General features: G+C 61.8%; 10 protein-coding genes. 8 read left to right on the forward strand and 2 right to left on the reverse strand.

What is annotated here, in order from left to right; genetic code table 11:
• Positions 1-87 precede the first annotated feature (87 nt).
• On the forward strand, positions 88-1,032 hold the full coding sequence (locus ACP7DE_RS22775; RefSeq protein ID WP_426074222.1) for a choice-of-anchor A family protein: 945 nt from the start codon (positions 88-90) through the stop codon (positions 1,030-1,032).
• 28 nt (positions 1,033-1,060) lie between these two features.
• Here the strand turns inward: ACP7DE_RS22775 and ACP7DE_RS22780 are convergent, their stop codons facing one another.
• Positions 1,061-1,744 carry a TetR/AcrR family transcriptional regulator gene (locus ACP7DE_RS22780; protein WP_426074223.1) on the reverse strand — a complete coding sequence of 228 codons (684 nt, stop codon included), beginning with the start codon at positions 1,742-1,744 and terminating at the stop codon, positions 1,061-1,063.
• 10 nt (positions 1,745-1,754) lie between these two features.
• Positions 1,755-3,224: a PLP-dependent aminotransferase family protein gene (locus ACP7DE_RS22785; RefSeq protein WP_426074224.1), complete on the reverse strand. Its 1,470-nt coding sequence runs from the start codon at positions 3,222-3,224 to the stop codon at positions 1,755-1,757.
• Positions 3,225-3,423: 199 nt separating this feature from the next.
• On the opposite strand from ACP7DE_RS22785, the gene ACP7DE_RS22790 reads away from it, so the two are divergent.
• The 7 genes from ACP7DE_RS22790 to ACP7DE_RS22820 all read left to right on the forward strand — a co-directional run bounded on the left by ACP7DE_RS22790 (position 3,424) and on the right by ACP7DE_RS22820 (position 13,239).
• Positions 3,424-4,740 (forward strand): aspartate aminotransferase family protein, encoded by a 1,317-nt coding sequence (locus tag ACP7DE_RS22790; protein WP_426074225.1) that lies wholly within the window; start codon positions 3,424-3,426, stop codon positions 4,738-4,740.
• An 8-nt stretch (positions 4,741-4,748) separates the two neighbouring features.
• Positions 4,749-6,251 carry a CoA-acylating methylmalonate-semialdehyde dehydrogenase gene (locus ACP7DE_RS22795; protein WP_426074226.1) on the forward strand — a complete coding sequence of 501 codons (1,503 nt, stop codon included), beginning with the start codon at positions 4,749-4,751 and terminating at the stop codon, positions 6,249-6,251.
• A 45-nt stretch (positions 6,252-6,296) separates the two neighbouring features.
• Positions 6,297-7,664 (forward strand): NAD(P)-dependent oxidoreductase, encoded by a 1,368-nt coding sequence (locus tag ACP7DE_RS22800; protein WP_426074227.1) that lies wholly within the window; start codon positions 6,297-6,299, stop codon positions 7,662-7,664.
• A complete protein-coding gene (gene preA, locus ACP7DE_RS22805) occupies positions 7,664-8,944 on the forward strand; it encodes an NAD-dependent dihydropyrimidine dehydrogenase subunit PreA (RefSeq protein ID WP_426074228.1) in 1,281 nt (426 codons plus the stop codon). The genes ACP7DE_RS22800 and preA overlap by 1 nt, the downstream gene beginning before the upstream one ends.
• Positions 8,945-9,078: 134 nt before the next feature.
• Complete coding sequence (locus tag ACP7DE_RS22810) at positions 9,079-10,563, forward strand: NCS1 family nucleobase:cation symporter-1 (protein WP_426074229.1); 1,485 nt, start codon at positions 9,079-9,081, stop codon at positions 10,561-10,563.
• A gap of 21 nt (positions 10,564-10,584) precedes the next feature.
• A complete protein-coding gene (hydA, locus tag ACP7DE_RS22815) occupies positions 10,585-11,976 on the forward strand; it encodes a dihydropyrimidinase (protein WP_426074230.1) in 1,392 nt (463 codons plus the stop codon).
• Between the two features lie 15 nt (positions 11,977-11,991).
• Positions 11,992-13,239, forward strand: coding sequence for a Zn-dependent hydrolase (locus tag ACP7DE_RS22820; protein WP_426074231.1), 1,248 nt, complete (start codon positions 11,992-11,994; stop codon positions 13,237-13,239).
• Positions 13,240-13,244 lie beyond the last annotated feature (5 nt).

A 13,244-nucleotide genomic window follows, 5' to 3' on the forward strand; every position in this document is an offset into this window, starting at 1 on the left:
TTGTTACAAAATTTGTTGGTTTGCGACATCTCAAATCCAATGTATATGATATTCTGACGTCAAGTTAATTTTCTTTCTGGAAATAAAATGTCAAACATGCCTAAATTGTCACTCCTTCTCGTTCTGTCGACCGTGTTCACTGCCGGCGCCGCGCAAGCCGGTGTTGTCGATCTGGGTATCGGTGGCGCCAATTTGTATTCTCTGAGCAACTTCAGCGCGTCCGGCAGCGATGTTGAAGGCGGCGTGTTGGTCGCCGGTAATCTGACGGGGTCTAACTATTCGATCAATGACAAGAACAAGGACGCCTACGTCAAGCACGGTAATACCGGCTATGCGCTGGTCGTTGGCGGCAACCTGAACTACAGCTCCGGTTCGATCAAGAACGGTAACTACTTTGTGGGCGGCAGCACGACGACGAGCAGCGTGGGCCTGAACAAGGCGACCAAGACCACGGCGTCGCCGGTATCGTTTGCCTCCACCTCGGCCCAACTGAAAAACACCTCGACCTCGCTGGCGAAAGTGGCGTCTACGGGCAGCAGCTCGGTAGCCTATGGCGGCATGACCCTGAAGGGTGGCACGGGCAATGTCCAAGTGTTCGACCTGACTTCCGCGACGCTGGGCTCTGTGAACAACTTCAAGTTCAGCAACCTGCACACGAACGACACCCTGATCCTCAATATCAGCGGCACGAACGTGAAGCTGTCCGGTGGCTACGGCGATTTCAGCAAATACAATGTGTTATACAACTTCTATGAAGCACAAAGCATTACCTTGAACGGCGTGGGCCTGTATGGCAGCATTCTGGCGCCGCTGGCGACCCTGGCCGGTGGCAATGGCCAGATCAACGGCAACGTGGTGGTGGGTAACTGGGCCTCTAACATCCAGGTCAACGCCAACCATTATTTCAACGCTACCAACGTGGCCGGTTATGTCTCGGCCGTGCCGGAACCGGAAACCTATGCGATGTTGTTGGCAGGCCTGGGGCTGGTTGGCTGCATGGCGCGCCGCCGCAAAAGCAAGACGGTAGCGTAAGCGTTCGCGCTGTTCAGGAAACCGCCTTTCAAGGCGGTTTTTTTTCGCCTGCTGGCGGCATGGACACCGCCGCCTGCACCATGTGCGTGAGCAGGATTTCGGCATCCTCGTAATCCTTGCGCGTGAGCTGCTTGCGTTCCAGCACCAGGGCCATTTGCGCCGAAAAATCCGCATACGATTGCGTCATCGCCCAGATGGCGAACATCAGGTGCGTGGCGTTGACGGGCGCGATCCTGCCGGCCGCGATCCAGCCTTCGAAGACGGCGATATCCTTGCGCAGCAGGGGCACGACCCTGTCGCGTATCTGCGCGCCGTACAGGGGCGCGCCATTGATCACTTCCAGCGCATACACGCGCGAAGCCCATGGCTGTTCGCGCGAAAAACGCAGCTTGGCGCCGATATAGGCGCGCAGCACATCGCGCGGTTCGTCGTGCTCATTGGCCAGCGACTCCATGCGCGCCAGCCAGTCGTCGAGCACATCGTCGAGCACGCGCTGGTACAGCAGCTGCTTGGACGGGAAGTAATACATCAGGTTTTGCTTCGACAGGCCAGCCCGCTCGGCGATGGTGGCGATCGAGGCGCCCTCATAGCCGCTTTCCGCGAACACGCGCACGGCTTGTTCCAGGATGTCCGCTTCCAGGCGGTCGCGGTTTTGCAGGCGCCGGCCGCCGGCATTTTTCACGGAAAGGGCAGGGGATTTATCGCTGGCCATGGCGGATTCTTTAGCGTGGGCGTATCGATTGCAGGAAAACTTGCAGCACGGGGGTATCGGTGTAGGCCACGTTGAAGCGGAACCACACCGTCTCGGGCGCGCGCAGCATGAAAAATTCATTCGGCGACAGCAGGATGCCGGCCTTCAAAGCCATGTCGGCGATGATCTTGCCATTCCACTCCGGCGTTTGCAGGTCGGGCCAGCCGGCGCTGACGAACATGCCACCGCGGGGCCGCGCCACGGGCTCCATGCCTGCCTGCGCCAGGCAGTCGATGCTGCGTTCGCGGGCCGCATCGAGTTGCGCCACCAGGCGCTCGACCATGCGCTTGTAGGGCCGCGCGCAGATGGCGTGGTAGACGGCGCGCTCGTTGATTTCCGACGTCGTCAGTCCCGCCAGCATTTTCACGCGCACCAGTTCGGCCACCAGCGACAGCGAGGCGCAGATGGAACCGACGCGCAGCACGGGCGACAGGGTTTTGGAAAAACTGCCCACGCGGATCACGCGGCGCAAGCCATCCATCGCCGCCAGCGATGCTTCGCCGCGCGCCGCCAGTTCGCGGTAGATATCGTCTTCCACCAGCCAGAAATCGAATTGTTCGGCCAGCGCCAGCAGGCGGTGCGTTTGCGCCTGGCTGAGTGAGGTGCCGAGCGGATTTTGCAGCACCGTGTTGACGAACATCAGCTTGGGCTGGGTGCGTGCGGCCTCGCTGGCCAGCGCATCGAGATCGAGGCCGGCCTCGCCACGCGCTATACCGACGGGGATGCAGCCGTGGTGCCGGATCAACGACTGCAAATTGCTGTAGCCGGGGTCCTCCACCAGCACCGTGTCGCCCGGCTTGGTCAGGCTGCGCAGGATCAGATCGAACGCATGCGTGGCGCCGTGCGTCAGCAAGACCTGGTCCGGCGCCACCTGGAACAGATCTTCCGACAGGCTTGTTGCCAGGTGCTGGCGCAGCGAGGGAAAGCCCAGCGGATGGCCATAGCCGCGCAGGCGGCTGGCGGGAATGCGCATGGCTTGGCGCACGGCATCGAGCACGGTCGCTTCGCCATACATCTCGGGTGGCAGCCAGCCCGCACCCACGGGCAGCGCTTCCGAGACGCCCGAATACAGGTCGGGCGTGAGGGCGTCGATGGCGGTGGGGCTGGCAAGGGTGTTGGCAATGAGGGCCGCTTGCGGCGAGGCGGCGATATCGTGGCGCGCGACGAAATAGCCGGAACCGCGCCGCGACGACAGCAGGCCCAGGTTGACCAAGCGGTCATATGATTCGACGACGGTAAAGGTCGATACGCCGTTGCATCTGGCGAACTGGCGCACGGACGGCATCCGCGTGCCGATGCGCAGGGCGCGGCTGCCCACCATGACGCTGATGGCGATGACGATCTGCTCGACGAGGCCACCCTTTTTCTGGCGGTCGATGTCCAGCACGGGCCAGCCGGTCGCTTGCTCGGGGGCATCGTCTGTGCTGTCGCTGTACTTCACGGTGGCTCCTTATGCGGCCTTGCACAAAACTGTACTGTTTTTCCGACCTGTACGGTTGGGATACTTTGCCGTTTGTGTATCTGTGCCATTGGGGATGGCCTGTCTATTATTACATCAGCTTTTTGCCAACTGGTAAATTATTTTACGCTTCGTCAAAAACGATCTTGGCGCTGCGGCAGCCCATCCCAAGGAGAAGGTCATGAACGAAACAAGGCCGGAATCGATGTCGGCATTCTGGATGCCGTTTACGAATAACCGCGATTTCAAGGCTAATCCGCGCCTGCTGGTCTCGGCCGAAGGCATGTACTACAAGGACGTCGATGGCAACGCTATCCTCGATGGCACGGCCGGCCTGTGGTGCGTGCCGTGCGGCCATGCGCAGCCGAAAATCGTCGGCGCCATCCGCGACATGGTGGGCCAGCTGGACTTCGCTCCCACCTTCCAGATGGGTCATCCGGCCGCCTTCGACCTGGCGGAAAAACTGATGGACTATACGGGGCATAAATTTGGTCACGTCTTCTATACCAACTCCGGTTCCGAGGCGGTGGACACTGCCCTGAAGATGGCGCTGGCCTACCACCGGGCACGTGGCGAGGGCGCACGTACCCGCCTGATCGGCCGCGAGCGCGGTTATCACGGCGTGGGCTTCGGCGGCATTTCCGTGGGCGGCATCGGCGGCAACCGCAAGGCCTTTGGCCCCTTGCTGCCGGGCGTGGACCACCTGCCGCACACGCACAACCTGGACAAGAACGCCTACACGGTGGGAGAGCCCGAATACGGCACGCACCTGGCCGATGAACTGGAACGCATCGTCGCGCTGCACGACGCCTCGACGATTGCCGCCGTCATCGTCGAACCGGTGGCCGGTTCCACTGGCGTGCTGATTCCGCCGAAAGGCTATTTGAAACGCTTGCGCGAGCTGTGCACCAAGCATGGCATCCTGCTCATCTTCGATGAAGTCATCACGGGTTTCGGCCGCATGACGACGCCATTTGCAGCCGACTATTTTGACGTCGAGCCTGATCTGATGACGACGGCCAAGGGCTTGACCAACGGTATGGTGCCGATGGGCGCCGTGTTCAGCAAACAGTACATCCATGATGCCTTCATGGACGCGCCAGCCGGCATCGAACTGTTCCACGGTTACACGTATTCCGGCCACCCTCTTGCCTGCGCCGCCTCGCTGGCGACCCTGCAAGTGTTCGAGGAACAGGACATCCTGGGCCACGCTAAAGCGATGCAGGCGTATTGGAGCGACGCCGTGCATTCGCTCAAGGGACTGCCGCACGTGATCGACTTGCGCAGCATCGGCCTGATCGCCGGCATCGAGCTTGCCCCCATCGCCGGCAAACCCGGCGCGCGCGCTTTCAACGCCTTCAAGCAGGCCTTCGCTGACGGCGTGCTGATACGCACGACGGGTGACATCATCGCCCTGTCGCCGCCGCTGGTGCTGGAAAAACAGCATGTCGACGAGCTGTTTGGCAAGCTGGCCAAGGTATTAAGAAATCTCGACTAAGGAACACCATGAACACTCTCGACACCATCACCCACTTCATCAACGGCGCCAAGGTCGACACCACTAGCGGACGCTATGGCGACGTGTATAACCCGGCACTGGGCGTACCGGTCGCTCGGGTCGCGCTCGGCACCGTGGAAGACGTGGATGCGGCCGTGCAGGCCGCCGCCGCCGCCTTTCCCGTATGGTCGGCCACGCCGCCGTTGAGCCGCGCCCGTGTCCTGTTCCGTTACCTGCAGCTGTGTCAACAGCACACGGACGAATTTGCCGCCATGCTCACGCGCGAGCATGGCAAGACTTTTGCCGATGCGCAGGGCGAGGTGGCGCGCGGCATCGAGATGGTGGAATTTGCCGTCGGTATTCCGCAATTGTTAAAGGGCGAATTTACGGACCAGATTTCGCGCGGCATCGACGCCTGGTCCATGCGCCAGGCGCTGGGTGTGGTGGCCGGCATCACGCCATTCAACTTCCCTGTGATGGTGCCGATGTGGATGTTCCCCGTCGCCATCGCTTGCGGCAATACCTTCGTCCTGAAACCGTCCGAGCGCGATCCGTCGGCCTCCTTGCTGCACGCGAAACTGCTGAAAGAAGCGGGCTTGCCCGACGGCGTCTTCAACGTGGTGCAGGGAGACAAGGTGACGGTCGACGCCTTGCTCGATCACCCGGTGGTGCAGGCGATCAGCTTTGTCGGTTCGACGCCGATTGCCGAATATATCTATGCGCGCGGCAGCGCCAGCGGCAAGCGCGTGCAAGCCCTGGGTGGCGCGAAGAATCACATGGTGGTGATGCCCGATGCGGACATGGAGATGACGGTCGACGCGTTGATCGGCGCGGCCTACGGTTCGGCGGGCGAACGCTGCATGGCCATCTCGGTGGTTGTGGCCGTGGGCGACGCGGGCGACAAGTTGATCGATGCACTGGCAACGCGCACGGCTGCACTGAAAGTGCGCGACGGCATGGCTGATGGTGCGGAAATGGGGCCGGTCGTCTCGCTGGCAGCCAAGCAGCGCATCGAAAAACTCATCGCCTCGGGCGTGGAGCAGGGCGCGACTTTAGTGGTCGATGGCCGCAACCATGTGGTGCCGGGCCGCGAGAAAGGCTTCTTTGTCGGCGGTACCTTGTTCGACCATGTGACACGCGAGATGAGCATCTACAAGGAAGAGATTTTCGGCCCCGTGCTGTGCGTGCTGCGCTGTCCTGATGTGGTGCATGCGGTGGAGCTGATCAACGCCAACGAGTATGGCAACGGCGTGGCCATCTACACGCGCGACGGCGGCGTGGCGCGCGAATTCGTGCGCCAGATCCAGGTCGGCATGGTGGGCGTCAATATCCCCTTGCCCGTGCCGATGGCCTTCAACAGCTTTGGCGGCTGGAAGCGCAGCATGTTCGGCGATCACCACGCGTATGGACCCGAAGGCGTGCGTTTCTACACGCGCCACAAGGCCGTGATGCAGCGCTGGCCGAACACGGCAAGCGCTGGTGTGGAATTTGCTTTTCCCCAGATGAAGTGACGGTTATACACTAAATCCACCGCAGGCTCAAAGAAGGAAAACGCGATGATCGAGTCCTTGAAGTATTTGCCGCATCCCGCCCTGCCCAACGAGGAATTGGCGGGTCATTTCACGGACCTGGCGCCGCCCCTGACGGCGCGCCAGGCGGCCATCGAAAGCGCCCGCTGCCTGTATTGCTACGACGCGCCGTGCAGTCGTATCTGTCCGTCGGAAATCGACGTTGCCAGCTTCATCCGCAATATCCACGACAAGAACATCAACGGCGCCGCCGCCGGCATCCTGAAGCAGAACATCCTGGGCGGCAGCTGCGCCCGCGTCTGCCCCACGGAAATCCTGTGTGAAGACGTCTGCGTGCGCAACCACGACGCGGAAGGCCAGCCCGTCAAGATTGGCCTGCTGCAGCGCTACGCTGTCGACCACATGCATTTCGCGCAGCACCCGTTCCAGCGGGCGGCCGCCACGGGCAAGACGATAGCCATCGTCGGCGCGGGACCGGCGGGACTGTCCTGTGCGCACCGTCTGGCCATGCTGGGGCACGACGTGGTGATCTTTGAAAAGGAAGATAAGGCGGGCGGCTTGAATGAATACGGCATCGCCAAGTACAAGCTCACGGAAGATTTTGCGCAAAAGGAAATCGACTTCCTGCTGCAGATAGGCGGCATCGAGATCCGATGTCCCCAGGCGTTGGGCACGAACCTGCAGCTGCGCGACCTGCACGCGCAGTACGATGCCGTCTTCCTGGGCCTGGGCCTGGGTGCCAGCCGCAAGCTGGGCCTGACGGGCGAGGATGCACCGGGCTTGCTGGCCGCCGTCGACTATATCAGTGCGCTGCGCCAGGCGGACGACCTGGCCGCGCTGCCCGTGCCGAAACGCGCCATCGTCATCGGCGCCGGCAATACGGCCATCGACATGGCCGTGCAGATTGGCCGTTTGGGCGCGGAGGAAGTCACCCTCGTGTACCGACGCGGTTTCGACGCCATGACGGCCACCCACCACGAACAGGATATCGCCAAGGCCAACCAGGTGCGCATGCTGACGTGGGCCCAGCCGCAGCAGGTGCTGCTCGACGCGACTGGCCATGTGGCGGGCATGCGTTTCGAGAAAACGCGGATGCAGGGCACGCGCCTGGCGGGGAGGGGCGAAACGTTTGACGTGGCGGCCGATGCCATTTTCAAGGCCATCGGCCAGAGCCTCGATGCGCAAGTGCTGCGCGATCCCATGGCTTCATTGCTGAAACGTGAGGGCGACAAGATCGCCGTCGACACGGGCTTTCGCACGGTGCTGCCGGGCATCTACGCGGGCGGCGACTGCGTGGCGCCGGGGCAGGACTTGACGGTGCAAGCTGTCCAGCATGGCAAGCTGGCCGCACTGGCCATCCATCACGATCTTCTTTCCAAAGTGGAGGCTGCATAATGGCTGATCTCAGCATCGAATTTTGCGGCATCAAGGCGCCGAATCCTTTCTGGCTGGCGTCCGCACCGCCGACCGACAAGGCCTATAACGTGGTACGCGCCTTCGAAGCGGGGTGGGGCGGCGTGGTGTGGAAAACCCTGGGTGAAGACCCGGCCGCCGTCAACGTCTCGTCGCGCTACTCGGCCCTGTATGGCAAGAACCGCGAAGTGGTCGGTTTCAATAACATCGAACTCATTACCGACCGTTCTCTGGAAATCAATCTGCGCGAAATCACGCAGGTGAAAAAGGACTGGCCGGACCGCGCCATGATCGTCTCGCTGATGCTGCCCTGCGAAGAACACTATTGGGCCGATATCCTGCCCAAGGTCGAGGCGACGGGGGCGGACGGCATCGAACTCAATTTCGGTTGCCCGCACGGCATGCCGGAGCGGGGCATGGGCGCGGCCGTGGGCCAGGTGCCCGAGTATGTACAAATGGTGACCGCCTGGTGCAAAAAGCACAGCAAATTACCCGTCATCGTCAAGCTCACGCCCAACATCACGGACGTGCGTATGCCGGCGCGCGCGGCCAAGGCGGGCGGTGCGGACGCCGTCTCGCTGATCAACACCATCAACTCGATTACCTCACTGGACCTGGACCGCATGGTGGCCTTGCCCATCGTGGGCGGCGCCAGCACGCACGGCGGCTATTGCGGTGCGGCCGTCAAACCGATCGCGCTGAACATGGTGGCGGAAATCGCCCGCGATCCGCAGACGCGTGGCTTGCCCATTTCCGGCATCGGTGGCATCGGCAACTGGCGCGACGCCACCGAATTCCTCGCTCTGGGCGCCGGCTGCGTGCAGGTCTGCACGGCGGCCATGTTGCATGGTTTTCGCATCGTCGAAGAGATGAAGGATGGCTTGTCGCGCTGGATGGACGAGAAGGGCTACGAACGCATCAGCGACTTTTCCGGCAAGGCCGTGGCCAACACGACGGACTGGAAATACCTGGACATGAATTATCAGGTCATCGCGCAGATCAACCAGGACGACTGCATCAAGTGCGGCAAGTGCTATGTGGCTTGCGAAGACACGTCGCACCAGTCGATTGCGCAACTGATCGACGCTGCCGGCACGCGCACGTATGAGGTGATCAAGGAGGAATGCGTGGGCTGCAACCTGTGCGAGATCACCTGTCCGGTGCAGGGCTGCATCACGATGGTGCCGCAGGTCACGGACAAACCGTACATGAACTGGACGCAGGATCCGCGCAACCCGCATGCGTTGGTAGAGACGGTGTAGGGCACGCATCAAGGCATATATCTTGCGTGTGTTTATTTTATAAACAGCGGCTGGCCTTTGCGGTAAGCTAGATTGACTTAAAAGTCGAGCCGTTTCTATAAAACCGATCCCCTCCCAACCGATGGAGCATACCTGTGAACCAAGACTATTCAGGCAACACGCAACTCTGGAATGAAGACCTGGCGCCCACCACGGCGGCGCAGCGCACCTGGCGCTGGTATCACTTCGCCGCGCTGTGGGTCGGCATGGTGATGTGCATTCCCGCCTACACCCTGTCGGCCAGCCTGATCGACAGCGGCATGTCCGGTTACCAGGCCGTGCTCACGGTATTTCTCGCCAACGCCATCGTGCTCTTGCCCATGCTCTTGATCGGCCATGCGGGCACCAAGTACGGCATCCCGTATGCCGTACTGGCGCGCGCCTCGTTCGGCACCATGGGCGCGCGCTTGCCGGCCCTGATGCGCGCCATCGTCGCCTGCGGCTGGTACGGTATCCAGACCTGGTTTGGCGGGCAGATGATCTACACCCTGATGGGTGTGCTGGTGGGCCATGAGCTGGGTGGCGAAAAGATCGCAGGCCTGGGCATCAACGGCAGCCAGTTGCTGTGCTTCCTGGCTTTCTGGGCCATCCAGTTCTATTACATCCTGCATGGCATGGAGTCGATCCGCAAGCTGGAAACGTACACGGCGCCGCTGAAAATCCTCATCTGCTTCGTGCTGCTGTACTGGGTGCACAGCAAGGCCGGCGGCGTGGCCAGCCTGCTGGACCAGCCATCGCAATTCATCCCCGGCGGTAAAAAGGCGGGCCAGTTCTGGAGCGTCTTCTGGCCATCGTTGACGGCCATGGTGGGTTTCTGGGCCACCCTAGCATTGAACATCCCCGATTTCACGCGCTTCGCCAAGACCCAGCGCGACCAGGTGATCGGCCAGTCCATCGGTTTGCCCGTGCCCATGGGATTGCTGGCCATGCTGGCCGTGATCGTTACGGCAGGCTCCGTGGTCATGTACGGCAAGGCCATCTGGGACCCCGTGGACCTGGCCAGTCGCATGACGGGCGCCGCCGTGCTGATCGCCCTGATCATCCTGCTGATCGACACGGTCAGCGTCAATCTGGCGGCCAACCTGGTGGGCCCGGCCTATGACTTCTCCTCGCTGGCACCGAAGCAGATTTCGTACAAGATGGGCGGCTATATCACGGCCTTCATCGCCATCGTCATGATGCCGTGGAAGGTGCTCGAATCGACGCAGGGCTATATCTTCACGTGGCTGATCGGCTATTCGGCCCTGCTTGGCCCCATCGCCGGCATCTTGATCGTCGACTACTACTTTGTGCGCAAGACGCAGCTCGACGTCAGGCAGCTGTACCGCGACGATGGCATCTACTCGTATGGCAATGGCTGGAATATGGCAGCCTTGATTGCCTTTGTCATCGCCGTGCTGCCGAATATCCCGGGCTTCCTGAATGCAGCCTTTCCCACGGCGTTTCCCGATGTGGCCGAAGGCTTTAAAACCATTTACACCTACGCCTGGTTCGTGGGCGTGGCCATCGCCGCAGTCGTCTACGGCGTCATGATGAAGGGCAAGGCCGTGGCGCACGTGCAGCGGGCGCCGCAGTCCTGATCTTTTCGAGAAGGAGACAAGATGACTACACTGATACGTGGCGGTACTGTCGTTAATGCCGACCGCGCCTTTCGCGCCGATGTGCTGATCGAGGGCGACACGATCGCCGCCGTCGGCGAGAACCTTTTGGCACCCGCCGGCGCCACCGTGATCGAAGCGGGCGGCCTGTACGTGATGCCGGGCGGGATAGACACCCACACGCATATGAATCTGCCCTTCATGGGTACCGTGACATCGGACGATTTTTTCACGGGCACGGCAGCGGGATTGGCGGGCGGCACCACCACCATTATGGATTTCGTCATTCCGGCACCCAAGCAGTCCCTGATAGAGGCGTATCACCAGTGGCGCGAGTGGTCGGCCAAGGCGGCCGGCGACTACACCTTCCACGTGGCGATTACCTGGTGGAGCGAGCAGGTATATGAAGAGATGGGCATCCTCGTGCGCGAACATGGCGTGAACAGCTTCAAGCACTTCATGGCCTATAAGAACGCCATCATGGCCGACGATGAAACGCTGGTGAAAAGCTTCAGCCGGTCGCTGGAACTGGGGGCGCTGCCCACCGTGCATGCGGAAAACGGCGAACTGGTTTTTCAATTGCAGCAAGCCTTGCTGAGAAAGGGCATCACCGGACCGCAGGCGCATCCCTTGTCCCGCCCGCCCGCCGTGGAGGCCGAGGCGGCCAACCGCGCCATTGCCATCGCCAATGTCCTCAATACGCCCGTGTACATCGTGCACGTCTCGTGCGCTGAGTCGCTCGACGCCATCACGCGGGCGCGCGCGAATGGCCAGCGCGTGTATGGCGAAGCGCTGGCGGGCCATCTGGTGATCGACGATAGCGTCTACCAGAGCGATGATTTCGATTACGTGGCGGGCCACGTCATGAGCCCGCCGTTCCGTGGCAAGCACCATCAAGCGGCCTTGTGGCATGGCCTGCAGAGCGGCAACCTGCACACGACCGCCACCGACCACTGTACCTTTTGCGCCGAACAGAAGGCGGCTGGCAAGGACGACTTCACGCGTATCCCGAACGGCTGTGGCGGCGTCGAGGAACGCATGGCCGTGGTGTGGGATGCTGGCATCAATTCCGGCATGCTCACGCCCTCCGAATTCGTCAAGGTTAGCTCCACCAATGCGGCGCAGATATTCAATATGTATCCACGCAAGGGCGTCATCGCCTTGGGCAGCGATGCCGACATCGTGCTGTGGGACCCGCAAGGCACGCGCACCATTTCCGCCGCCACGCAGTTCGCCAAAGGGGGCTTCAATGTCTTCGAAGGGCGCACCGTGCGCGGCATCCCCAGCACCACGATTGCCGCCGGCAAGGTGGTGTTCCACCAGGGCGAGCTGACGGCCGTCGAGGGCGCGGGGCGCTATATCGAGCGCCCGGCGTTTTCCGCCACCACAGCATGAAGTCAGGAGACAACAATGGATGATCTACGGGATGATTTACGCATCAATGGCGAACGATTGTGGGCGGCCCTGATGGAGCTGGCGCAGATCGGCGCGACAGTGAAAGGCGGCGTCAAGCGCCTGGCCCTGACGGACCTGGACAAGCAGGGGCGAGACCTGGTGGTGCGCTGGGGCCGCGAGGCGGGCATGAGCATCACCATCGACCAGATCGGCAATGTTTTCATGCGCCGCGACGGCACCGACAATACCCTGCCGCCCGTGATGACGGGCAGCCATATCGATACGCAACCCACGGGCGGCAAGTTCGATGGCAATTATGGCGTGCTGGCCGGCCTGGAAGTGGTGCGTACCCTGAACGATTTGCAGATCAAGACGCAAGCGCCCATCGAGGTGGCGTTCTGGACCAACGAGGAAGGCTCGCGCTTCGTGCCCGTGATGATGGGTTCCGGCGTATTTTGCGGCGCCTTCTCGCTCGAAACCGCGTATGCGGCCAGGGACATGGAAGGGAAGACGGTAGGCGAGGAACTGGCGCGCATCGGATACAAGGGCGACCAGGTGCCGGGCGAGCATCCCATCGGCGCCTACTTTGAAACGCATATCGAGCAGGGGCCCGTGCTGGAAGACGCCGACAAGGTCATCGGCGTGGTGCCGGCCGTGATGGGGTTGTCGTGGTACGACTGCGTCGTTACGGGCATGGAGGCGCATGCGGGACCCACGCCCATGGGGCTGCGCAAGGACGCGCTGCAGGTGGCCACCACGATCATGCAGGAAGTCGTCGCCATTGCCAAGCGCTATTCGCCATATGGCCGCGGCACAGTGGGCATGGTGCAGGTGTTCCCGAACAGCCGCAACGTGATCCCCGGGGAAGTCAAATTCAGCATCGACCTGCGCAATGTGAACGATGAACTGCTCAATACCATGCATGGCGAGATCACGGCCTTCATCGACGCCACGCGCACCGGCACGGGACTGGATATATCTCTTGAACGGGTTTCCTATTACCCGCCATGCCCGTTCCACCCCGACTGCGTGGGTGCCGTGCGCAATGCCACGGCCAAACTCGGTTACTCCGTGATGGACGTAGTCTCCGGCGCCGGTCACGACGCCATCTACGCGGCCAGATTGGCGCCGGCCGGCATGATCTTCGTGCCGTGCAAGGATGGCATCAGCCACAATGAAATCGAGGACGCCAAGCCCGAGCACCTGGCAGCGGGTTGCAACGTGCTGTTGCACGCGATGCTGGAGCGGGCCGTGGCGGTGTAGGTCAC

It is taken from the genome of Janthinobacterium sp. DSP2-3-3, assembly GCF_049897325.1.
Classification (GTDB): Bacteria; Pseudomonadota; Gammaproteobacteria; order Burkholderiales; family Burkholderiaceae_D; genus Janthinobacterium.